Consider the following 20219-nt stretch of genomic DNA (forward strand, 5'->3'; position numbering starts at 1 on the left):
CACTGTTGGTCCGCCCGTCGCAGGCAGGGAGCCGTGTCATGCCCGATGAACCGCTGTCGCAGGAAGAGATCGAGGCGCGGCTGGGTGACCTGCCCGGCTGGACGCTGGAGGGGAGCCGGATCGCCCGCAGTTACCGGCTCCCCTCGCACTTCGCCGCCGCCGCCCTGACCGTCCATGTCGCGCAGATCCAGGAGGAGCTCGGCCACCACTCGGATCTGACGCTCGGCTACAACACCGTCGGGCTGTCCGTGAACACGCACTCCGCGGGCGGTGCGGTGACCGAGAAGGACCTGGCCCTGGCGACGCGGGTGGAGGCCGTCGCTCCGGCCCACGGCGCCCGGTGACACCGGCGCCGCGCCCCTTGCCACGGCTGTCCGTGGCTCAGGGCGTGGCGCCGAACCGGGGGTGGGCGGCGAGCCAGCGGGTGTAACTGTCGCTGCGCTCCACGGCCTCCGCGTACGCGGCCCGGGTGTGCCCGATCACCGCGACGGCCGCGGCGTCCGCGGCCGGCGAACGCGGATGCCAGCCGAGCAGATGACGCCAGCTCAGCGGCGATCCGGCGAGCGGCCGGGTCACGAGACCCGGCGTCGGCGGGAACGTCGCCCGGCACAGCCCCACGGCCCGCCCCACCTGCACCAGATGCACGACGGACGCCGTGTCCGTCTCGTACACCGACACCGGGGTGAAACCGGCCCGTGCGCACGCGGTGGCGAAGCAGTCCGCGAAGCAGCCGTCGCCGGGGACGTCCACCCAGCACTCGTCCGCCAGAGCGGACAGCTCCAGCTCCGCCCGGCCCGCCAGGGGATGGCTCTCCGGCAGCATCACGAACACCGGGTCCACCCCGACGACCCGCCAGCTGAGCCGGTCCGGTTCCGGAGGCGGGCTCTCGCCGCATGCGCCGATCAGGGCGAAGTCGAGCCGCCCGCCGATCAGCAGTGCGGCGATCTCGGCCACCGACCACGTGGTGTACGTGGACACCGGCGCCGCCGGGTGGGCGGCGGCCAGCCGGTCGACGAGTCCGCCGAGCAGCGGGCCGTGCGTCCCGCCGAGCCGGAAGCGTTCCATCGCACCCGAGGCATGGGCGAACCGCACCGCCTCCTCCTGGAGTTCGCTCACGGCGGGCAGCACCACCCTGGCCCGTTCGAGCACCAGCTCGCCGAGCGGCGTGGGCCGCGACCCCGTGTGGTCCCGGTCGAAGAGCGGTCCCCCGAGCGCCTTCTCGATCCGTCGCAACTGGGCACTGAGCGCCGGTTGCGCCAGCCCCAGGGAGGCGGCGGCCTTGGTCAGGCTTCCGGTGTCGGCAATGGCACGTACGGTCCGCAGATGGCGCAACTCCAGCTCCATAAACGCACGTTATGGGCCGGGAGGACGGAGCGGCAATATGCGTGTGTCCCTTCTGCCCCGCGATGTCAGACCTGTGTTCTAGAGTCATCGACGTGCTGGACTACAACACCGAGGCAGCGGTCTACGACACCACGCGCGGCGGCGTGCCCCGCGCCCAGGCCGCGGCTCGTGCCGTCCTCGGCCTGATCCCGCCCACGGCCCGCGTCCTGCTGGACATCGGCTGCGGTACGGGCCTGGTGACCGAGCGCATGGCGCTCGGCCGCCCCGGACTCCGGGTGATCGGCGCCGATGCCTCGCCCGGCATGGCGCGGATGGCGCACCAGCGGGTCGGCGCGGTGGCACTCGCCGACGTACGGCGGCTGCCGCTGGCCGCCGGGGCGGTCGACGCCGTCAGCGCGGTCTGGCTGCTGCACCTGCTGAGAACCGAGGGAGCCGTGGAGGCCGTCGTGGCCGAAGCGGCCAGGGTCCTGAAGCCGGGCGGAGTGCTCGTCACCACGGTCGACAAGGACGCGGGACATGACGTGGGAAGCGATATCGACGACCTCTTCGCCCCGTACCTCACCTCGGAAGCCTCGGACGGTGCCGAGAGGGTCGGCGCGTACGCCGAGCGGCACGGCCTGGAGCAGGTCGGCGAGGCCCGGTTCGTCGGCCACGGGCAGGGACGCTCACCGCTCGACACGGCGCGCGCCGTGCGCCGGGGACAGTTCACCTCGCGGCTCCACCTGCCGGGGAACGCGGCCGAACGGCTCGCGATGCGGCTCACCGGCCTGCCCGAAGCCGACCGGCCGCGCCCCGACCCCGAGTACCGCCTGCTGGCTTTCCGCCGCTGACGGCACCCGGGGCCCGTCTCACCCTCATACCTGCCAGGCGCCGTCCTCGGCGGCCTCCCGCGCGAACGCGCCGAAGTCCTTCGGATCCCGGCCGAGGACGCGCTTCACCCCGTCCGTCGTCACCGCGTTGTGCCCGTCCAGCAGCATCGTGAACAGCTCGGCCAGGAAGCCCGCTTCGGCCTCCGGCATGCCGTACTCCGCGAGCGCCGCCGCGTACTGGTCCCCGCTCACCGGCACGTACCGCACCTCATGCCCCGTCACCGCCGAGATCTCCGCGGCCACCTCGTCGAAGGTCAGCAGCCGCGGCCCGGTCAGCTCGTGCAGCTCCTCGCCACGGCCCTCCCCGGTGAGCGCGGCCACGACCACGTCCGCCAGGTCGTCGGCGTCCACGAACGGCTCGGCGGTGGCTCCCGCCGGGAACACCAGCTCACCGCCCAGCACCCCGTCCACCAGGGCACCCTCACTGAAGTTCTGCGTGAAGAACGCGGACCGTACGACGGTGAGGTCCACCCCGCGGGCCGCGCCGCGCAGGGCTTCCTCCGCGACCACCGCCTGCGGCTCGCCGCGCCCGGAGAGCAGCACCATCCGTCGTACGCCGCTCTCCGCCGCGATCCTGCCGAACGCCTCCATGGCCTCCGCCGCGCCGGGCGCCGCGAGGTCGGGGTAGTACGTCACGTACGCCGCGTCCGCGCCGCGCAGGGCCGCTCCCCAGCCCGACTCGTCCTCCCAGTCGAACGGCACGCCGCCCCTGCGCGAGCCCGCCCGCACCGGGACGCCGAGAGCGGTGAGCCGCTCCACCACCCGGCGGCCGGTCTTGCCCGTTCCGCTCGTCACCAGCACTGTGTCCTGCTTCGGGTTCTCCGTGTTCGTTGTCATGTCTCAAGGTTCGCCGGGCGGTTCGGCCCGCACCATCCTCGACCGTCTCGCCTCCATGCGCGTGCGTCTACGCTGGCCCGCATGGACGCACTCGCCGGACTGCTGGACGGGCCGCGGGCCCGAGGCGCCTTCCTGCTCCGGATGGTCATGGAGCCGCCCTGGTCGGTACGGATCGAGGACCGGGCCCCGCTCTGTCTGATGTCCATGACCCGGGGCGAGGCATGGATCGTCCCCTCCGCCGGGTCGGCGCCCGTACTCCTGCGCCCCGGCGACATCGCGATCGCCCGCGGCCCGGAGCCGTACACCGTCGCCGACGCGCCCGGCACCTCGCCCCGGTCCCGCATCGGTCCGGGCGGCGTCTGCACCACGCTGTACGGGGAGCCGCTCGCCGAGTCCATGAACCTCGGCGTACGCACCTGGGGCAACGCGCCCGACGGGCCGGCGACGATGCTCGTCGGGACCTACCTCCTGGAGGGCGAGGTCAGCAGGCGGCTCCTCGACTCCCTGCCCGCACTGCTCGTCCTGCGCGCCGACGCCAGGACGGAGTCGCTGCTGCGCCTCCTCGACGACGAGATCTCGCAGGACGAGCCCGGCCAGAGCGTCGTCCTGGACCGGCTGCTCGATCTCCTGCTGATCGCCGCACTGCGCACCTGGTTCGCCCGGCCCGGCGCCGAGGCTCCGGCCTGGTACGTGGCCATGGGCGACCCGGTCGTCGGACAGGCGCTGCGGCTGCTCCAGAACGATCCCGCCCACCCCTGGACGGTCGCCGGCCTGGCCACCGCGACCGGAGTCTCCCGGGCCGCCCTCGCCCGCCGCTTCACCGAACTGGTCGGCGAGCCCCCGATGACGTACCTGACCGGCTGGCGCTTCGCGGTCGCCGCCGACCTGCTGCGGGGGACCGACGCGACGGTGGAGGCGGTGGCGCGCCAGGTCGGATACAGCGGCTCCTTCGCCTTCAGCACGGCTTTCAAGCGCGTCCGGGGCATGAGCCCGCAGGAGTACCGCGGCGGGCCGCCCGAGCCCCTGGATCCCGGATTGCCGGACCGGCAACAAAGCTTGCCCGGGTCGTGAGCCCCGGGCAGGCTGACGCCATGACCAAGCACACGGAGAACGGGCACGGCGGGCAGCAGCGGGGACCGGAAGCGGCGGCACACGGCCACGGTCACGGTCACGAGCCCGGTGACTTCGACTGGGACGTGATGGCACCCGTCCTGGAGAAGAACGCCGAGCTCAGTCTCGACGCGTACGGGGAATCGGCCCGCTGGGTCGCCGGCCTGTCCGGCGCCCCCGAGGTGCGCCGCGTCCTCGACATCGGCAGCGGCCCCGGCGTCGTCACCTGCCTGCTCGCCGAGGCGTTCCCGGACGCCGAGGTCGTCGCGGTGGACGGCACCCCGGCCCTGCTGGAGCGCACGGAGGCGCGTGCGCGGCGCCTCGGCCTGGGCGACCGGGTCCGGACCCTCCACGCCGAACTCCCCGACGATCTCGGCAGGCTGGAGGAGGCCGACCTGATCTGGGCCGGCAACTCCCTGCACCACGTGGGCGACCAGCGGGCTGTCCTGGCCGCCTTCGCCGGACTGCTGCGCCCCGGGGGCACCGTCGCCCTCGTCGAGGGCGGGCTGCCCACCCGTCACCTGCCGCGCGACATCGGCATCGGCCGGGCCGGTCTGGAGGCCCGCGTCGACGCGGCGTCCGCGGACTGGTTCGCGGACATGCGGGCGGCCCTGCCGGGGGCCAAGGAGGAGACCGAGGACTGGAACGCCCTGTTCGGCGCGGTGGGCCTGAAGCCGCGGGGCACCCGCAGCTTCCTGCTCGATCTGCCGGCCCCGGTCTCCGCGACGGCCCGCGCGCATGCCGTGGAGACCTTCACCCGCCAGCGCGACGTGCTCGGGGACCGGCTGACCGCCGAGGACGCCGCCGTACTCGACCGGCTCCTCGACCCGGCGGACCCGGCCGGACTCCACCGCCGTGAGGACGTCTTCGTCCTCACGGCCCGCACGGTGCACGTCGCCGGGCGGGTGTGACGCAGGCGCGTCGGAAGGTCAGTGCCCGCCCCGCGGCTCCACGCAGCCGCCCTCCATGTAGGCGCCGTGGGCCTCGACGCTCAGGGGCGGGCCGACTCCGCCGCTGACGCAGGGGGCGCCGGGAACGGACAGACTGAAGCCGAGGGCGTGACCGGACCCGTAGACCTGGGTCTCCTCGGCCGGATAGCCGAGCTTTTCCAGGACGGCGCGCACGGTCTGTTCGTCCGACGGGCCGGACCCGCCGGTCTCGCGCAGGGCGTCGGTGATCCGGTCGGCGTGGGCGTCGCCCCGGCACTGCTGTTCGGGGCCGAGCGGCGCCGTCTGCTTGAAGGCGTGGTTCTCCCGGTAGCGCGAGGTCTCGGGATTCTCGGGTTCCGTGCCTCCCGTCGCGGTGGGCGAGGGGCTCGGAGCCACGTCCACGCAGCGTGCCGCCACGTCCGGGAACCTCTTGTCGTGCTTGGCGCGGGCCTCTTCGGCCAGCTTCGCGTAGTCCGGCGCCGTGGACGCCCGGGCGCCCGGACTCGCGGCGCTGTCGGACGTGTTCACGACGCGTTCCGTGCCGCAGCCGGTCAGCAGGAGCAGACCGGCGGCCACGGCCAGCGGTAGACGTCTCACGAAGGCACTCCATTCCCGTACGACAGGGGCCGGTCGATTGTGGGACGAGCTGATTGTCTTGGTCATGAGTATGCGTACTCATGACGGTTCCCCGCCTAGGTAGCGGAGTGTGCCACCGGCTCCAACTGCCACCACTGGCCGGGGGAGTCGGTGTCCTCCCACTGCTGGACGTTGGCCCCGTCCTCCGTGCTTCCTCCGGCGACCTCCAGGACGAGGCCGCTGATGAAACTGACGAGGGTGACGGTGCCGGGCGCCTCCAGGTGCTGTTCGATCAGCCATTCCTGGGCGCCGAAGTTGTTGGCCCTCCACTGCTGGATGTTGGCCCCGTTCTCGGTGGAGGCGTTGGCGACGTCCAGGCGCTTGCCGCTGTGCGCGTTGACCAGATGGTGGAGCGCCGCACCCTCGTGCACGGGGGAGACGTGCCAGTGCTGCGAGGCCGACCCGTTCTCCTTGCCCTGCTGCACGTTGGCGCCGCCGCCCTTCGCCGCGTTGTACACCTCCAGCAGGAGGCCGCTGGCCACATTGCGCAGGCGGTACAGACCCGCTTCCACGACGGGCGCGGTGTCCCCGCTCATGTTCCGTTCTCCTTCGGCGTGTTCGGACAGCGGAGGTCAGTATCCACCGGCGACCGCACGCACGACGCCGCCGCCGGCCCGGAGGCCGGCGGCGGCGTCGTCCCAGCGGGAGCCCGGTGGCTCAGGCGTCGTAGGCGAACTCGGCCGGGTCCGGGCCGAGCCGCTTGCCCTCGTCCAGAGCCGCGAACGCGGCCAGGTCGTCGGCGTCGAGCTCGAAGCCGAACACGTCCAGGTTCTCCACGATCCGCGACGGGGTCACGGACTTCGGGATCACCACGTTGCCCGTCTGGATGTGCCAGCGCAGCACCACCTGGGCGGGCGTCCGGTCGTGCTTCCGGGCGATCGCGAGGACGGTCGGGACCTCCAGGAGGCCCTTGCCCTGGCCCAGCGGGGACCAGGCTTCGGTGGCGATGCCGTGCCGGGCGTGGAAGGCGCGCAGCTCGGCCTGCTGGAGCTGCGGGTGGAGCTCGACCTGGTTGATCACGGGGACCACGGAGGTCTCGGCGATCAGGCGCTCCAGGTGCGCGGGCAGGAAGTTCGACACGCCGATGGACTTCGCGCGGCCGTCCGCGTGGATCTTCTCCAGGGCCTTGTACGTGTCCACGTACGCGTCCTTGACGGGCAGCGGCCAGTGGATCAGGTACAGGTCGACGTAGTCGAGGCCCAGCTTGTCGAGCGAGGCGTCGAACGCGCGCAGCGTCGTGTCGTACCCCTGCTCGCTGTTCCACAGCTTGGTCGTGACGAACAGCTCGTCGCGGGCTACACCGGAAGCGGCGACGGCCTTGCCGGTGCCCACCTCGTTCGCGTAGATCGCGGCGGTGTCGATGCTCCGGTACCCGGACTCGATGGCCGTGGCCACCGCTTTCTCCGCCTCGTCGTCCGGCACCTGCCAGACACCGAAACCGAGCTGCGGCATGTCGACGCCGTTGTTGAGGGTGAGGGAGGGGACCTGGCTCACGAGCAGTCGATCCTTACGTAGTCGGTTGGTGCTTCGTGAGGTCAACGATCCGGGGCGCCCGCACATTCCCGTGCACGGGCAGTCCGTGAAAGCGGTCGGTGGCCGGGCGGGGCTCAGCGGTAGAGCGCGTCGACCTCGGCCGCGTACGCCGTCTCGATCGCCTTGCGCTTGAGCTTCAGCGAAGGGGTGAGCAGACCGCGTTCCTCGGTGAACTGGTGTGCCAGGATCCGGAACGTACGGATCGACTCGGCCTGCGACACCGCCGTGTTGGCGGCCACCACGGCGCGGCGGACCTCCATCTCCAGGTCCGGGTCCCGCACCAGTTCGCCCGGGTTCAGCGGGGACCTGCCCTGCATGGCGAGCCAGTGGTCCACGGACTCCTGGTCGACGGTCACCAGCGCCGCGATGTACGGACGGTCGTTGCCGACGACGATGCACTGCGCCACCAGCGGATGCGCCCGCACGCGCTCCTCCAGACCGGTCGGCGACACGCTCTTGCCGCCGGAGGTCACCAGGATCTCCTTCTTCCGCCCGGTGATCGTCAGATAGCCGTCCTCGTCCAGCGCGCCGATGTCGCCGGTGGCGAGCCAGCCGTCGTGGAGCACGGCGTCGGTGGACTTCGGATCGCCCAGGTACCCGGAGAACACGTTGGCGCCGTGCACCCAGATCTCGCCGTCCTCGGCGATGTGCACGGTCGAGCCGGGGATCGGCTGCCCGACGGTGCCGTACCGGGTGCGCTCCGGCGGGTTCGCCGTCGCCGCCGCGGTGGACTCGGTGAGGCCGTAGCCCTCGTAGACGAGGACGCCGGCGCCGGCGAAGAACAGGCCGAGCCGGCGGTCCATGCCGGAGCCGCCCGACATCGCGTGCCGCACCCGGCCGCCCATCGCGTCGCGGACCTTCTTGTACACGACCTTGTCGAAGAACTGGTGCTGCATCCGCAGCCCCGCGGAGGGGCCGGGTCCCGTGCCGAAGGCCCGTTCCTCCATGGCCTCCGCGTACTTCACGGCGATCTCGACGGCCTTCTCGAACGGGCCGAGCCGGCCCTCCGCCTCGGCCTTGCGGCGGGCTCCGTTGAAGACCTTCTCGAAGATGTACGGGACGGCGAGGATGAACGTCGGCCGGAACGCGACCAGGTCCGGCATCAGGGCGCTCGCCGAGAGCTCCGGCTGATGCCCCAGCTTCACCCGGCCCCGGAGCGCGGCGATCTCCACCATCCGTCCGAAGACGTGGGCCAGCGGAAGGAAGAGCAGGGTCGCGGCCTCGTCGCCCGGCTTGGAGTGGAACACCGGCTCCCACCGGCCGACCATGGTGTCCGACTCGAACATGAAGTTGGCGTGCGTGATCACGCAGCCCTTCGGGCGGCCGGTCGTGCCCGAGGTGTAGATCACCGTCGCCACCGACTCGGGCGTCACGGCGCGCCGGTGCCGGTGCACCACCTCGTCGTCGATCTCCGCGCCCGCCGCGACGAGCTCTCCCACCGCGTCGGCGTCCAGCTGCCACAGCCGCTGCAGACGGGGCAGCCTGTCGACCACCGAGCCGATGGTCATCGCGTGGTCCTCGTGCTCGACCATGACGGCCGTGACCTCGGCGTCGTGGAGCATCCAGAGCACCTGCTCGGCCGACGACGTGGGGTAGATCGGCACCGACTGGGCGCCGACCGTCCACACCGCGAAGTCGAAGAGTGTCCACTCGTAGCGCGTACGGGACATCAGGGCGATGCGGTCACCGAATCGGACACCGTGGGCGATAAGCCCCTTGGCGAGGGCCAGCACCTCGTCGCGGAAGCTCGCGGCGGTGACATCGCGCCACTGTCCGCCCGCGTCCTTGCGTCCCAGCGCGATCCGGTGCGGATCGTCCTCGGCGTTGTCGAACACAGCATCAGCAAGACCGCCGACTTGGGGCGCGTTCGCCATGGGTGGGACAGTGAACTCGCGCAATGAACTGCTCCTCGTGGCCTCCGCACAGCGCCGCGACGCTACCCCACCGGGCGCCCGGGCGGGAGAGTGCGACGCCGCCGTAAAACGCGGCAACTGCACAGGTCAGGCGTAGAAATCCGGCCAGATGGGCAAGGCCGGGCAGACTTCTGACCATGGAGTAAGTGGCTTGCGCCCGAATCTCCACCGAATCTGTACATCGCGATCACTCCTGCTCTGTACGGATACGCGGCCGTTTCTCCCCTATGGCCGCGCCGTCACGCGGACTCCCTCCCGCTGATTCCGCGGTGCAGCCGGTCGCCGCCCGCCAGGATCGCCGTGGCCAGGGCGTCCGCCGCCTCCTGTGCCCCTCCCCGCTGCCGGCCGTGCAGCAGGACGAAGTCCACGTCGCCGAGCTCCGGCAGGCCCGCCCTGGCCGGCACGGGGGCCAGCCCGGGCGGGATCAGCCCACGGGTGTGCGCCATGACGCCGAGGCCCGCGCGGGCCGCCGCGATCAGTCCGCTCAGGCTGGTGCTCGTGCACGACACCCGCCAGGACCGGCCGTGCTCCTCCAGCACCTCCAGGGCGCGGGCCCGGGTGATGCCGGGCGGCGGAAAGACGATCAGCGGCACCGGGCGCTCCGGATCGATCCGGAGCTGCGGTGCGCCGATCCAGGTCAGCGCGTCCCGCCAGACGAGCTCCCCGTGCGTATCGCCCGTGCGCCGCTTGGCCAGCACCAGATCGAGCCGGCCCGCCTCCAGCTGCTGGTGCAGCGTTCCGGACAGCTCCACGGTCAGTTCCAGTTCGACCTCCGGGTGGTCGCGCCGGAACGATTCCAGGATCTCCGGGAGCCTGGTGAGGACGAAGTCCTCCGAGGCGCCGAAACGCAACCGGCCGCGCAGCCGGGTGCCGGTGAAGAAGGCCGCCGCCCGCTCGTGCGCCTGGAGGATCGACCGGGCGAAGCCGAGCATCGCCTCGCCGTCCTCGGTGAGGTCGACGCTGTGGGTGTCGCGGGCGAACAGCTGCCGGCCGGTCGCGTCCTCCAGCCGCCGCACGTGCTGGCTGACCGTGGACTGGCGGACGCCGAGCCTGCGGGCGGCCTGCGTGAAGCTCAGGGTCTGCGCGACGGCGAGAAAGGTGCGGAGCTGGGCGGGGTCGTACATGGAGCCAGGTTATCGCGATCCGTGATCACAGTCAGAGCGGTATGCCGGATTCCCGATTGCGATGATCAAGAGCACGATGGAGAGGGCACGACCTGACCGAGAGACACGTGGAGCACATGAGCCGCCGCACACCGAAGCTGCCGTCCTGGCTGCCGATCGACCCGTACATCCTGGCGCTGATCGGCACGGTCGTGCTCGCGGCGCTGCTGCCCGCGTCGGGAACCGCCGCGGAGGTGGCCGGCGGGGCCTCCACCGGAGCGGTCGCCCTCCTCTTCTTCCTCTACGGGGCCCGGCTCTCCACCGCCGAGGCGCTCGAAGGACTGAAGCACTGGCGCCTCCACCTCACCGTCCTGGCCTGCACGTTCGTCGCCTTCCCGCTGCTCGGGCTGGCCGGCGCGGGACTCGTGCCGTACGTGCTGACGCCCCAGCTCCAGGAGGGCCTGCTCTTCCTCTGCCTGGTCCCGTCGACCATTCAGTCCTCGATCGCCTTCACGTCGATCGCCCGCGGCAACGTGCCCGCCGCGATCTGCGCGGGCTCCTTCTCCAGCATCGCCGGGATTCTCCTCACCCCGCTGCTCGCCGGACTGCTGCTCGGCGGCAGCGGCGGCGGCTTCTCGGCCGACGGACTGCTGAAGATCGTGCTCCAGCTGCTGGTGCCCTTCCTGGCCGGGCAGCTGCTGCGCCGCTGGATCGGCGGCTTCCTCGCCCGGCACAAGAAGGTCCTCGGGTACGTCGACCGCGGATCGATCCTGCTGGTCGTCTACACCGCGTTCAGCGAGGGCATGATCGCCGGCATCTGGCACCAGGTCACCCCGGCCCGCCTCGGCGCGCTGCTCGCCACCGAAGCGGTGCTGCTCGCGCTGATGCTCACCCTGACCTGGTACGGGGCGAAGCGCCTCGGATTCGACCGGGGGGACCGGATCGCCATCCAGTTCGCCGGCTCGAAGAAGAGCCTGGCCGCCGGACTGCCGATGGCGAGCGTCCTGTTCGGCGCGCACGCGAGCCTCGCCGTGCTGCCGCTGATGCTCTTCCACCAGATGCAGCTGATGGTCTGCGCGGTGATCGCGAAACGACGCTCGCGCGATCCGCTGCCGACGAGCGGGGCGGTGTCACAGGAGCCCGTTACGGTGGGGTGAGACCCACCGACCCGCCCGGGAGGAACCATGGCCAGTGGCGGCACCGCACCCGAGGACGACTTCCCGCACGCGGTCGGCAACCCGGCCCGCCGGGCCCTGCACGCCGCGGGATACACCCGGCTGGACCAGCTCACCGCCGTCACCGAGGCGGAGCTGAAACCGCTGCACGGGTTCGGGCCGAAGGCGCTGAGGGTGCTGAAGGAGGCCCTTGAGGCGAAGGGGCTGTCGTTCGCCGAGCAGTGACCACGGGGTGCGCGTGCCCCGGGAGGGACCGGCCGGCGCAGGGGGCGCTCCCCGCCGGCCGGACCCCTGACCCGTGCAACGGGCGGGGCGCCTCAGCCCTGACCGGCCATCGCCTCCAGGGCGATGCGGTGCTCACCCGCGTACACGTTCATGGACGGACCCCGGAGGAAGCCGACCAGGGTCAGTCCGGTCTCGGCCGCCAGGTCGACGGCCAGCGAGGACGGTGCGGACACGGCGGCGAGCATCGGGATGCCGGCCATCACCGCCTTCTGCACCAGCTCGAACGACGCCCGCCCGGACACCAGCAGAATCGCCCGCGAGAGCGGCAGCCGGTGGTCGGTGAGGGCGCGGCCGACGAGCTTGTCCACCGCGTTGTGCCGGCCGACGTCCTCCCGGATGTCGAGCATCTCGCCCGACTCCGAGAACAACGCCGCCGCGTGCAGACCCCCGGTCCGGTCGAACACCCGTTGTGCTTCGCGCAGCCGGTCGGGGAGGCCGGCGAGCAGCTCGGGTGTCACCCGGACCGGGGGAGTGTCGGCGACGGGATGACGGGTCGTGGTGCGGACGGCGTCGAGGCTCGCCTTTCCGCACAGGCCGCACGACGACGTGGTGTAGACGTTGCGTTCGAGCGTGATGTCGGGGACCACGACACCAGGCGCGAGTTTCACGTCGACCACGTTGTACGTGTTGGCTCCGTCGGCCGTCGCTCCGGCGCAGTACACGATCGACTGCACCTCGGAGCCTTCACCGAGCACGCCCTCGCTCACCAGGAAGCCCGCCGCAAGGGCGAAGTCGTCGCCCGGGGTGCGCATCGTGATGGCGAGCGGCTTGCCGTTCAGCCGGATCTCCAGGGGCTCCTCGGCGACCAGGGTGTCGGGGCGGGTGGAGACCGCCCCGTCCCGGATGCGGATGGTGCGGCGGCGCTCGGTGACCCGTCCCATGGCGGTTAAACCCGATTCTGTACGTGTTGGAAGCCGAAACGGCCCTTGATGCAGAGGTTGCCGTGGGTCACCGGGTTGTCGTGCGGCGAGGTGACCTTGACGATCTCATTGTCCTGCACATGGAGGGTGACATTGCAGCCGACGCCGCAGTACGCGCAGACGGTGGTGGTCTCGGTCTGGGCCGGTTCGTCCCAGGTACCGGCCGCGCGCATGTCGAATTCGCTCTTGAAGGAGAGCGCCCCGGTGGGGCACACCTCGATGCAGTTGCCGCAGTAGACGCACGCCGAATCGGTCAGCGGCGCGTCGTGCTCGGTGGAGATACGGGCATCGAAACCGCGCCCCGCCACGGCGATGGCGAAGGTGTTCTGCCACTGCTCACCGCAGGCGTCGACGCACTTGTAGCAGAGGACGCACTTGTCGTAGTCGCGGACGTAGAGATCGTTGTCGACCTTCGGCTCCTCGTTGACCCGGGCGGCGTCCGGGCCGAAACGGTCCGGCTTCGCCTCGTACTCCTTGAGCCATTCCGCCGCGCGGGGCGTCGTCGACAGGTCGGTGGACGAGGCGAGCAGCTCCAGGACCACCTTGCGGCTGTGCCTGGCCCGTTCGGTGTCCGTCAGCACGGTCATGCCCGCCTCCGCCCGCCGCGAGCACGCCGGCGCCAGGGTGCGGGCCCCCTCCACCTCGACGACGCAGACCCGGCAGGCGTTCTTGGGCGTGAGTGTGTCGCCCTGGCACAGGGTGGGGATGTCCTTGCCCGCGGCCCGGCAGGCGTCCAGGATCGTCGAACCCTCCGGAACCCGGGTCTCCTGCCCGTCGAGGGTGAACTCGACGAGACGGCGCGGCAGTCGCAGCGGTACAGCGGTCACTTGTAGACCCCCAGACGGTCGATGGCGGACTCCACGGCGTTCCACGCGGTCTGCCCCAGACCGCAGATCGAGGCGTCCCTCATGGCCTGCCCCACCTCTCTCATGAGCGCGATGTCCTCGGCGGCCCCGGCGCCGGTCCGGTCCACGATCCGGTGCAGCGCCTCCTCCTGGCGCACGGTGCCCACCCGGCAGGGCACGCACTGTCCGCACGACTCGTCGCGGAAGAACTCCGCGATCCGCAGCAGGATGCGCGGCAGTTCGACGGAGTCGTCCAGGACCAGCACGACACCCGAACCGAGGGTCGTGCCCGCCGCCCGCGTCCCCTCGAAGGTGAGCGGGATGTCCAGTTCGTCGGGGCGTACGAAGCCGCCGGCCGCGCCGCCGAGCAGGACGGCCCGCAGATTCTCCGCGGGGCCCGCGAGACCGAGCAGGTCCCGCAGGTTCGCGCCGAACGGCAGCTCGTAGATACCGGGCCGTGCGACCTGCCCCGAGACGCAGAACAGCTTGGTGCCGGTCGACGATCCGGAGCCCGTCGCCGCGAAGGCGGCGCCGCCCCGCTCCAGGATCGGCAGCACGTTGACGAGCGTCTCGACGTTGTTGACGGCGGTCGGCTTGCCGAAGAGCCCCTTCTCCACGGGGAACGGCGGTTTGGACCGCGGTTCGCCGCGCTGCCCCTCGATCGAGTTGAAGATCGCGGTCTCCTCGCCGCAGATGTACGCCCCCGCGCCGCGCCGGATCTCGATGTCGAAGGCGTATCCCTGCCCGAGGACGTCGGCACCCAGCAGCCCGCGGGCACGGGCTGCCGATAGCGCGTTGCTCAGCCGTTCGTACGCGCGCGGGTACTCGCCACGCAGGTAGAGGTAGCCGCGCTCGGCGCCGATGGCGTACCCGGCGACGGTCATCGCCTCGATCAGCGCGAACGGGTCGCCCTCCATCAGGACGCGGTCCTTGAACGTGCCCGGTTCGCTCTCGTCGGCGTTGCAGACCAGATAGTGCGGGCCGTCGGCCTGCTGGGCGGTCGCCTGCCACTTGCGTCCGGTGGGGAACGCGGCGCCGCCCCGGCCGACCAGGCCGGCGTCCAGCACCTCGCGGATCACTCCGGCGGGACCGAGCGCGAACGCCCTGCGCAGCGCGGTGTATCCGCCGGCGGCCCGGTAGTCGTCGAGGGAGGCCGGGTCGACGGTGCCGACGCGCTTGAGCAGGACGAGGGAGGGGTCGCCGGCCTGGGGGACGGCTGCCGCGGCGGGGGGTTCGGCGGGCGCGGTGGCGGGGGAGCGGGTGGCCGCGGCGAGGGCGGGCGCGGTGGCGGGGGCGATGACCGCCGAGCACCGGGAGGTCCCCCCGGTGGGCTGTTCCCCCGCCGGACCGCCGCCCGCCCGGAGCAGCAGCGCCGCCGGAGCCCTCTCGCACAGGCCCAGGCAGGGGCTCTCCTGCCAGACCGCGCCCTCCACCGGAGTGCCCGGCTCGCCGAACTCCGAGCGCAGGTCCCCGCAGAGAGCCCCCGCACCGCGGGCCGCGCAGGCCAGGTCCGTGCACACGTGCAGGACCTTCGCCGGGCGGGGCTTCACCGAGAACAGGGAGTAGAACGTCGCGACGCCGTACGCCTCCGCCGGAGCCACCGTCAGCCGTCGGCAGATGTAGTCCAGCGCGCCTTCGCTGATCCATCCCACACGGTCGTTCACCGCGTGCAGGGCGGGCAGGAGCTGGTCGCGCCGGTCCTTGGCGGCCGAGGCGCCGCCCGTCGCCCAGCGCAGATCCCCGTCGGTGCGTTCGGCGGCCCCCTCCCAGCCGGACGGCGGGGGACCGAGGAGTGCGTCCACGGCGGCCCGTTCGGCATCGGAGGGTGCGGCACCGGTGAATCTCAGGTCCATGCGGGCACCAGCTTCTCTATCCGTACGGCGGACGCCTTGAACTCGGCGGTGCCGGCGATCGGGCAGTTCGCCTCGATCGTCAGCTGGTTGGTGTCGATCTCGTCGGGAAAGTGCATGGTCATGAAGGCGAGCCCCGGCCGCAGCCCGTGGTCGATCCACACGGGTGCGGTGACGCTGCCCCGCCGGGAGGAGACCCGTACCTGTTCCTCGCTCGTCACCCCGTACGCCTCGGCGTCCTCCGGGCAGAGCTCGATGTACTCGCCCCGGCGCAGCGGGGAGGCGTAACTCCCGCTCTGCACGCCTGTGTTGTACGAGTCGAGGCGCCGCCCCGTCGTCAGGCGCAGCGGATACGTCTCGTCGGTGAGGTCGACCGGCGGATCGTGCGCCACCAGGCCGAACGGGGCCGCGGGACCCCGGCGCACCGGGTCGGTCTCCCAGAGCCGGGCGTGCAGGAAGGACGAGGGCAGCTTCTCCGTGTCCGGGCAGGGCCACTGGAGCCCCTGGTGCTCGGCCAGCCGGTCGTAGGTCATGCCGAAGTGGTCCGGGGACAGGGCCCGCAGCTCGTTCCAGACGGTCTCGGCGTCGGTGAACTTCCAGTCGTGTCCCAGCCGTCCGGCCAGCGCGCAGATGATGTCGATGTCCTCGCGGGCCTCGCCCGGCGGGACCAGGGCCGCCCGGACCCGCTGCACCCGCCGTTCGCTGTTGGTCGTCGTGCCGTCCGTCTCCGCCCACGCGGCGGCGGCGGGCAGGACGACATCGGCCATCTCGGCGGTCTTCGTGAGGAAGATGTCCTGCACCACGAGATGGTCGAGCGAGGCGAGCCGCCGTACGGCCTGTTCGCTGTCGGCCTCGGACTGCGCCGGGTTCTCGCCGATGCAGTACACGGCCCGCAGGTCGCCGCTCTCCATCGCCTCGAACATCTCGGTGAGCGTCTTGCCGTACCGGGGCTGGATCACGGTGTCCCAGGACCGTTCGAACTTCTGCCGCGACCGCGGGTCGAGGATGTCCTGGAAGCCCGGCAGCCTGTTGGGGATGGCGCCCATGTCGCCGCCGCCCTGGACGTTGTTCTGACCGCGCAGCGGCTGCACCCCGGAGCCGTACCGTCCGACGTGCCCGGTGAGCATCGACAGGTTGATGAGGGCCCGCACGTTGTCGGTGCCGTTGTGGTGCTCCGTGATGCCCAAGGTCCAGCACAGCTGGGCGCGTTCGGCGGTCGCGTAGGCGTGGGCGAGGTCCCGGATCGCCTCGGCCGGGACTCCGGTGACCTTCTCCGCGGCGCTCGGGGTCCACGGTTCGACGAGCGCCGCGTACTCCTCGAAGCCCGTCGTGGCGCGCTCCACGAAGGCGGTGTTGACCAGCCCCGCGTGGATGATCTCCCGGCCGATGGCGTGCGCGAGCGGGATGTCGGTGCCGACATCGGGACCGAGCCAGCTCTCCGCCCACTCGGCCGTCGAGGTGCGGCGCGGGTCGACGGCGTACATCCGGGCGCCGTTGCGTATTCCCTTCAGGACGTGCTGGAAGAAGATCGGGTGCGCGAAGCGGGCGTTGGAGCCCCACATGACGATCAGGTCGGTGTGCTCGACCTCCTCGTACGAGGAGGTGCCGCCGCCCGAGCCGAAGGCGGCCGTGAGGCCGGCGACGCTGGGGGCGTGGCAGGTGCGGTTGCAGGAGTCGACGTTGTTGGTCCCCATCACCACGCGGGTGAACTTCTGGGCCACGTAGTTCATCTCGTTGGTGGCGCGGGCGCAGGAGAGCATCGCGAAGGCGTCGGGGCCGTACGCCGCACGGGTCCGCCGGAAGCCGGCAGCCGCTCGCGTCAGGGCCTCGTCCCAGCTCGCGCGGCGCAGGCTTCCGCCCTCGTCGCGCACGAGCGGATGGGTCAGCCGTTCGTAGCTCTTCGGCTGCCGGCCCTTGCGGCGCCTGCCGTCGTTGCCGTTGGTGCGGCCGTTGTTCATGGTGCGCTCCCTGCTGGGGCCGAGGAGGTGGTGGCGAGGAGATCGGCGAGCGCGTGCACGGCGCGCAGCGTCGGTACGGGCGTTCCGGCCAGGCCGGCCAGCTCGACGACGGCGGCGAGCAGCACGTCGAGTTCGAGTGGTTTGCCCTTCTCCAGGTCCTGGAGGGTCGAGGTCTTGTGGTCGCCGACGCGTTCCGCGCCCGCGATGCGCCGCTCCACGGAGATCTCGGGATGACAGCCGAGGGCAGCCGCCACGTCGAGGGTTTCGCGCATCATCGACTCCACGAGCGCGCGGGTGTCCGGGTGGCGGCAGATCTGGCCCATGGTGGCCCGGGCGAGGGCGCTGATGGGGTTGAAGGAGATGTTGCCGAGCAGCTTGATCCAGATGTCGTTGCGCAGATCCGCTTCCACGGGGCACTTGAGCCCGCCCGCGACCATCGCCGCGCTGAAGTCGAGGCAGCGCTGTGAGACGGAGCGGTCCGGCTCGCCGATGGAGAACCGGGTGCCTTCGAGGTGGCGCACGACGCCGGGTGCCTCGATCTCCGTGGCGGCGTAGACGACGCACCCGATGGCGCGTTCGGGCGGCAGGGTGGCGCTGACCGCGCCCGCAGGGTCGACGCTGTCGAGGCGGCGCCCGGTGTGCGGTCCGGCGAGTCCGTGGAAGTACCACCACGGGATGCCGTTCTGGGCGGCGATCACGGCGGTGCGGTCGTGCATCAGCGGATGGACCAGGGGGCCCGACACCGCGTACGAGTTGGCCTTGAGGCCGAGGAACACGTAGTCCACGGGACCGACGTCCGAAGGGTCGTCGGTGGCCGAAGGGCGCGCGGTGAAGTCCCCGCGCGGACTGAGGACGCGTACACCGTCGCGGCGCATGGCCGCCAGGTGCGGACCTCGGGCGATGAGATGGACCTCGGCGCCGGCGCGGTGGAGCGCGGCCCCGACATAGGCGCCGATGGCTCCGGCACCGACAACTGCGACTTTCACGGGGCTCTCCGTTCGGTGAGAGGACCGAGCGAGGGTGTCAAGTCGACAGAATATTGTCTACAGTATGCCTTCTGGGGGGTCAAGGCTGTTGTCAAGGCTCCAACGACCGGCCCGGAATCCTGTGGGGTTACGTGTCCCCGTACCGGACGGTAGCGACCAAGACTGGATGGTTCCTGCCATACGTAGCGAGGGGAACCCGTACATGACCGGCTCACGTGTCGTGGCGCTCGGCCACTATCAGCCCGCCAAGGTGCTCACCAACCACGATCTGGCCGCCATGGTGGACACCAGTGACGAGTGGATCACCAGCCGCGTCGGCATCAAGACTCGTCACGTGGGTGGTCCCGACGAGCCGGTGGACGAGATGGCCGCGCACGCGGGAGCCAAGGCGCTGGCCGCGGCCGGCCTGCAGCCCTCGGACATCGATCTGGTGCTCGTGGCCACCTCCACCGCCATGGACCGTTCGCCGAGCATGTCCGCGCGCGTCGCGGCGCGGCTCGGGATGGGCTCGCCCGCGGTGATGGACATCAACGTCGTCTGCTCCGGGTTCACGCACGCCCTGGCGACCGCGGATCACGCGATCCGGGCCGAGGCCGCCACGCGGGTCCTGGTCATCGGTGCCGACAAGATGGCCGACATCGCCGACTGGACCGACCGCACCACCTGTGTCCTGCTCGGCGACGGTGCGGGCGCCGCGGTCGTCGTCGCGGACTCCGGAGCCGACGCCCTGCCCGGGATCGGTCCGGTCCTCTGGGGCTCGGTGCCCGAGATGGGGAACGCGGTACGCATCGAGGGCACGCCTCCGCGCTTCGCCCAGGAGGGCCAGTCCGTCTATCGCTGGGCCACCACGCAGCTGCCGCCGATTGCGCGCAAGGTATGCGAAAAGGCAGGTATCGCCCCCGAGGACCTCGCCGCGGTGGTGCTGCATCAAGCCAATCTGAGGATCATCGAACCGGTCGCGAAGAAGATCGGCGCGGTCAACGCGATCATCGCCCGGGATGTGGTGGATTCCGGCAATACATCCGCCGCTTCCATCCCGATGGCACTGTCCAAGCTGGTGGAGCGCGGGGAGATCGAGAGCGGTGCTCCGGTGCTGCTTTTCGGCTTCGGTGGCAATCTCTCCTACGCCGGTCAAGTGATCCGCTGTCCCTGACCCGCATTGTGCTCGGTAGACTGTAGACGATAAGCAATTGCTCGTCGCCTGGAGGGGGACCGCGATGTTGTCCACAGGACTGCCGCAAGGGGCTGTGCCGAAGCTGGAGCGGCCGGGTCCGCTGCGCGAGCGCGTCTACGAGGCGCTGCTCGAACTGATCACCACGCGAGCACTGCGTCCCGGCCAGCACCTGGTCGAGAGCGAACTCGCGGGGCATCTCGGGGTGTCCAGGCAGCCGGTGCGCGAAGCGCTCCAGCGGCTGAACACCGAGGGCTGGGTCGACCTGCGTCCCGCGCAGGGCGCCTTCGTCCACGAGCCCACCGAGCAGGAGGCGGACCAGCTGCTCTCGGTCCGTACGCTCCTGGAGGCCGAAGCGGCCAGGCTCGCCGCCGCCAACTCGGGCACCGCCGGTATCGCGGCGCTCGAAGAGCTCTGCGCCAAGGGCGAGCAGGCCGTAGCCGACGACGACGTGGATCTGGCGGTCGCCACCAACGCCGCTTTCCACGCCAAGGTCATGGAGCTGGCCGGCAACGTGGTGCTCGCCGAACTGGCGGGACAGGTGGACCGCAGGGTCCGCTGGTACTACACCCCGGTGGCCCGGCAGCGCGGCACCCAGTCGTGGATCGAGCACCGCGCGCTGATCGCGGCGATCTCCTCGCGGGACGAGCGGCGGGCCACGGAGGTCATGCGGGCCCACACGGAGCACACGCGTGAGACGTACCACCGGCGCGAAGAGGCGTAGAAGAGGCCCGGTGCGGGTGCGCGGCGAGACG

The 20219-nt window shown here is 71.5% G+C and carries 20 protein-coding genes; 8 read left to right on the top strand and 12 right to left on the bottom strand.

The window, feature by feature from the left end; translation table 11 throughout:
* Window positions 1-38: 38 nt before the first annotated feature.
* Window positions 39-344: a 4a-hydroxytetrahydrobiopterin dehydratase gene (locus tag OG230_RS29890; protein WP_328906845.1), complete on the top strand. Its 306-nt coding sequence runs from the start codon at window positions 39-41 to the stop codon at window positions 342-344.
* A gap of 37 nt (window positions 345-381) precedes the next feature.
* Here OG230_RS29890 and OG230_RS29895 read toward each other — a convergent pair whose 3' ends face one another.
* Complete coding sequence (locus tag OG230_RS29895; RefSeq protein WP_328906846.1) at window positions 382-1344, bottom strand: LysR family transcriptional regulator; 963 nt, start codon at window positions 1342-1344, stop codon at window positions 382-384.
* A gap of 92 nt (window positions 1345-1436) precedes the next feature.
* On the opposite strand from OG230_RS29895, the gene OG230_RS29900 reads away from it, so the two are divergent.
* Complete coding sequence (locus OG230_RS29900; RefSeq protein ID WP_328906847.1) at window positions 1437-2174, top strand: class I SAM-dependent methyltransferase; 738 nt, start codon at window positions 1437-1439, stop codon at window positions 2172-2174.
* 24 nt (window positions 2175-2198) lie between these two features.
* Here the strand turns inward: OG230_RS29900 and OG230_RS29905 are convergent, their stop codons facing one another.
* Window positions 2199-3050: an NmrA family transcriptional regulator gene (locus OG230_RS29905; protein WP_328906848.1), complete on the bottom strand. Its 852-nt coding sequence runs from the start codon at window positions 3048-3050 to the stop codon at window positions 2199-2201.
* 81 nt (window positions 3051-3131) lie between these two features.
* On the opposite strand from OG230_RS29905, the gene OG230_RS29910 reads away from it, so the two are divergent.
* Entirely contained in the window at window positions 3132-4121 is a 990-nt protein-coding gene (locus OG230_RS29910) for an AraC family transcriptional regulator (RefSeq protein ID WP_328906849.1), read from the top strand.
* A gap of 20 nt (window positions 4122-4141) precedes the next feature.
* Window positions 4142-5071: a class I SAM-dependent methyltransferase gene (locus OG230_RS29915; protein ID WP_328906850.1), complete on the top strand. Its 930-nt coding sequence runs from the start codon at window positions 4142-4144 to the stop codon at window positions 5069-5071.
* A gap of 18 nt (window positions 5072-5089) precedes the next feature.
* On the opposite strand, the gene OG230_RS29920 is transcribed toward OG230_RS29915, so the two are convergent.
* The 5 genes from OG230_RS29920 to OG230_RS29940 all read right to left on the bottom strand — a co-directional run bounded on the left by OG230_RS29920 (window position 5090) and on the right by OG230_RS29940 (window position 10295).
* Complete coding sequence (locus OG230_RS29920; RefSeq protein WP_328906851.1) at window positions 5090-5686, bottom strand: hypothetical protein; 597 nt, start codon at window positions 5684-5686, stop codon at window positions 5090-5092.
* A 95-nt stretch (window positions 5687-5781) separates the two neighbouring features.
* The gene (locus OG230_RS29925) at window positions 5782-6261 is read right to left on the bottom strand and encodes an RICIN domain-containing protein (protein ID WP_328906852.1); all 480 of its coding nucleotides are present in this window, start codon (window positions 6259-6261) and stop codon (window positions 5782-5784) included.
* A 121-nt stretch (window positions 6262-6382) separates the two neighbouring features.
* Window positions 6383-7219, bottom strand: a complete 837-nt coding sequence (locus OG230_RS29930; RefSeq protein ID WP_328906853.1) for an aldo/keto reductase — start codon at window positions 7217-7219, stop codon at window positions 6383-6385.
* 113 nt (window positions 7220-7332) lie between these two features.
* Window positions 7333-9132, bottom strand: coding sequence for an AMP-dependent synthetase/ligase (locus tag OG230_RS29935; protein ID WP_328906854.1), 1800 nt, complete (start codon window positions 9130-9132; stop codon window positions 7333-7335).
* Between the two features lie 278 nt (window positions 9133-9410).
* On the bottom strand, window positions 9411-10295 hold the full coding sequence (locus tag OG230_RS29940) for a LysR substrate-binding domain-containing protein (RefSeq protein WP_328906855.1): 885 nt from the start codon (window positions 10293-10295) through the stop codon (window positions 9411-9413).
* Window positions 10296-10411: 116 nt separating this feature from the next.
* On the opposite strand from OG230_RS29940, the gene OG230_RS29945 reads away from it, so the two are divergent.
* Both OG230_RS29945 and OG230_RS29950 read left to right on the top strand, forming a co-directional pair.
* On the top strand, window positions 10412-11431 hold the full coding sequence (locus tag OG230_RS29945; protein WP_328906856.1) for a bile acid:sodium symporter family protein: 1020 nt from the start codon (window positions 10412-10414) through the stop codon (window positions 11429-11431).
* Window positions 11432-11458: 27 nt separating this feature from the next.
* On the top strand, window positions 11459-11674 hold the full coding sequence (locus OG230_RS29950; protein ID WP_328906857.1) for a DNA-binding protein: 216 nt from the start codon (window positions 11459-11461) through the stop codon (window positions 11672-11674).
* Between the two features lie 92 nt (window positions 11675-11766).
* On the opposite strand, the gene fdhD is transcribed toward OG230_RS29950, so the two are convergent.
* Genes fdhD through OG230_RS29975 form a run of 5 tightly spaced genes read right to left on the bottom strand, consistent with a single transcriptional unit; the run spans window position 11767 to window position 18293 of the window.
* Window positions 11767-12615, bottom strand: a complete 849-nt coding sequence (fdhD, locus tag OG230_RS29955; RefSeq protein WP_328906858.1) for a formate dehydrogenase accessory sulfurtransferase FdhD — start codon at window positions 12613-12615, stop codon at window positions 11767-11769.
* A 5-nt stretch (window positions 12616-12620) separates the two neighbouring features.
* On the bottom strand, window positions 12621-13481 hold the full coding sequence (locus OG230_RS29960) for a 2Fe-2S iron-sulfur cluster-binding protein (protein WP_328906859.1): 861 nt from the start codon (window positions 13479-13481) through the stop codon (window positions 12621-12623).
* Window positions 13478-15352 carry an NAD(P)H-dependent oxidoreductase subunit E gene (locus tag OG230_RS29965; RefSeq protein WP_328906860.1) on the bottom strand — a complete coding sequence of 625 codons (1875 nt, stop codon included), beginning with the start codon at window positions 15350-15352 and terminating at the stop codon, window positions 13478-13480. Before OG230_RS29965 ends, OG230_RS29960 begins: the two co-directional genes overlap by 4 nt.
* Window positions 15343-17307 (bottom strand): molybdopterin oxidoreductase family protein, encoded by a 1965-nt coding sequence (locus OG230_RS29970; protein WP_328906861.1) that lies wholly within the window; start codon window positions 17305-17307, stop codon window positions 15343-15345. The genes OG230_RS29965 and OG230_RS29970 overlap by 10 nt, the downstream gene beginning before the upstream one ends.
* On the bottom strand, window positions 17304-18293 hold the full coding sequence (locus OG230_RS29975; RefSeq protein WP_328906862.1) for a 2-dehydropantoate 2-reductase: 990 nt from the start codon (window positions 18291-18293) through the stop codon (window positions 17304-17306). Before OG230_RS29975 ends, OG230_RS29970 begins: the two co-directional genes overlap by 4 nt.
* 202 nt (window positions 18294-18495) lie before the next feature.
* Here OG230_RS29975 and OG230_RS29980 point away from each other — a divergent pair, with 202 nt between their 5' ends.
* Window positions 18496-19446, top strand: coding sequence for a beta-ketoacyl-ACP synthase III (locus OG230_RS29980; RefSeq protein ID WP_328906863.1), 951 nt, complete (start codon window positions 18496-18498; stop codon window positions 19444-19446).
* Between the two features lie 64 nt (window positions 19447-19510).
* On the top strand, window positions 19511-20188 hold the full coding sequence (locus tag OG230_RS29985; protein WP_328906864.1) for a GntR family transcriptional regulator: 678 nt from the start codon (window positions 19511-19513) through the stop codon (window positions 20186-20188).
* Window positions 20189-20219: the final 31 nt, after the last annotated feature.

Origin of the sequence: Streptomyces sp. NBC_00234, from assembly GCF_036195325.1 — a bacterium.
Lineage (GTDB): Bacteria > Actinomycetota > Actinomycetes > Streptomycetales > Streptomycetaceae > Streptomyces.

What these genes read in the sequence shown, in the direction of transcription:
- OG230_RS29935 (WP_328906854.1), bottom strand. Translation starts at nt 9,132, where the DNA reads ATGGCGAACGCGCCCCAAGTCGGCGGTCTTGCTGATGCTGTGTTCGAC.
- OG230_RS29965 (WP_328906860.1), bottom strand. Translation starts at nt 15,352, where the DNA reads ATGGACCTGAGATTCACCGGTGCCGCACCCTCCGATGCCGAACGGGCC.
- OG230_RS29950 (WP_328906857.1), top strand. Translation starts at nt 11,459, where the DNA reads ATGGCCAGTGGCGGCACCGCACCCGAGGACGACTTCCCGCACGCGGTC.
- OG230_RS29970 (WP_328906861.1), bottom strand. Translation starts at nt 17,307, where the DNA reads ATGAACAACGGCCGCACCAACGGCAACGACGGCAGGCGCCGCAAGGGC.
- OG230_RS29925 (WP_328906852.1), bottom strand. Translation starts at nt 6,261, where the DNA reads ATGAGCGGGGACACCGCGCCCGTCGTGGAAGCGGGTCTGTACCGCCTG.
- OG230_RS29890 (WP_328906845.1), top strand. Translation starts at nt 39, where the DNA reads ATGCCCGATGAACCGCTGTCGCAGGAAGAGATCGAGGCGCGGCTGGGT.
- OG230_RS29985 (WP_328906864.1), top strand. Translation starts at nt 19,511, where the DNA reads ATGTTGTCCACAGGACTGCCGCAAGGGGCTGTGCCGAAGCTGGAGCGG.
- fdhD (WP_328906858.1), bottom strand. Translation starts at nt 12,615, where the DNA reads ATGGGACGGGTCACCGAGCGCCGCCGCACCATCCGCATCCGGGACGGG.
- OG230_RS29915 (WP_328906850.1), top strand. Translation starts at nt 4,142, where the DNA reads ATGACCAAGCACACGGAGAACGGGCACGGCGGGCAGCAGCGGGGACCG.
- OG230_RS29905 (WP_328906848.1), bottom strand. Translation starts at nt 3,050, where the DNA reads ATGACAACGAACACGGAGAACCCGAAGCAGGACACAGTGCTGGTGACG.
- OG230_RS29945 (WP_328906856.1), top strand. Translation starts at nt 10,412, where the DNA reads ATGAGCCGCCGCACACCGAAGCTGCCGTCCTGGCTGCCGATCGACCCG.
- OG230_RS29980 (WP_328906863.1), top strand. Translation starts at nt 18,496, where the DNA reads ATGACCGGCTCACGTGTCGTGGCGCTCGGCCACTATCAGCCCGCCAAG.
- OG230_RS29940 (WP_328906855.1), bottom strand. Translation starts at nt 10,295, where the DNA reads ATGTACGACCCCGCCCAGCTCCGCACCTTTCTCGCCGTCGCGCAGACC.
- OG230_RS29910 (WP_328906849.1), top strand. Translation starts at nt 3,132, where the DNA reads ATGGACGCACTCGCCGGACTGCTGGACGGGCCGCGGGCCCGAGGCGCC.
- OG230_RS29895 (WP_328906846.1), bottom strand. Translation starts at nt 1,344, where the DNA reads ATGGAGCTGGAGTTGCGCCATCTGCGGACCGTACGTGCCATTGCCGAC.